Annotated in this window: 1 rRNA gene; it reads left to right on the forward strand. The window is 55.5% G+C overall.

Annotation, left to right across the window (positions count from 1 at the left end):
- The first annotated feature begins 3 nt into the window (after positions 1–3).
- Positions 4–118, forward strand: a 5S ribosomal RNA gene (rrf, locus tag DI041_RS21080).
- Positions 119–440: the final 322 nt, after the last annotated feature.

Below are 440 nucleotides of genomic sequence, written 5' to 3' on the forward strand. Positions count from 1 at the left end.
CTCCCTGGTGAAATTAGCGCTATGGAACCACCCGATCCCATCCCGAACTCGGAAGTGAAACGTAGCTGCGCCGATGGTAGTGTGGCCTAAGCCATGCGAGAGTAGGTCATCGCCAGGGTTTATACCCGAGAACCCCGCTGCTTGCGCAGCGGGGTTTTCCTTTTTTTGCAAGCCCCTGGTTTTGACCTGGACTTGCAGCAACAACTTCAGAAAGAACTTCACGTTCCTTCAACAAGTTGTTGACAAAGCTGAAAGGCCTGCCATAATAGGCGGCTCGCAACGACGAAAGGCCCTCGGGTCCAACGCCGAAGCAGCATCGGCAACAACGTCCACTCCGGTGAGACGGCCTTGAAAAAAGGTGTTGACGAAGCGGAAAAGCCGGCTATAATGGGCGGCTCGCTACGAAGGAAACTTCGCAGCACACGGGAACGGCGCTGAGG

Origin of the sequence: Stenotrophomonas maltophilia (genome assembly GCF_004920835.1) — a bacterium.
GTDB classification, from domain to species: domain Bacteria; phylum Pseudomonadota; class Gammaproteobacteria; order Xanthomonadales; family Xanthomonadaceae; genus Stenotrophomonas; species Stenotrophomonas maltophilia_AQ.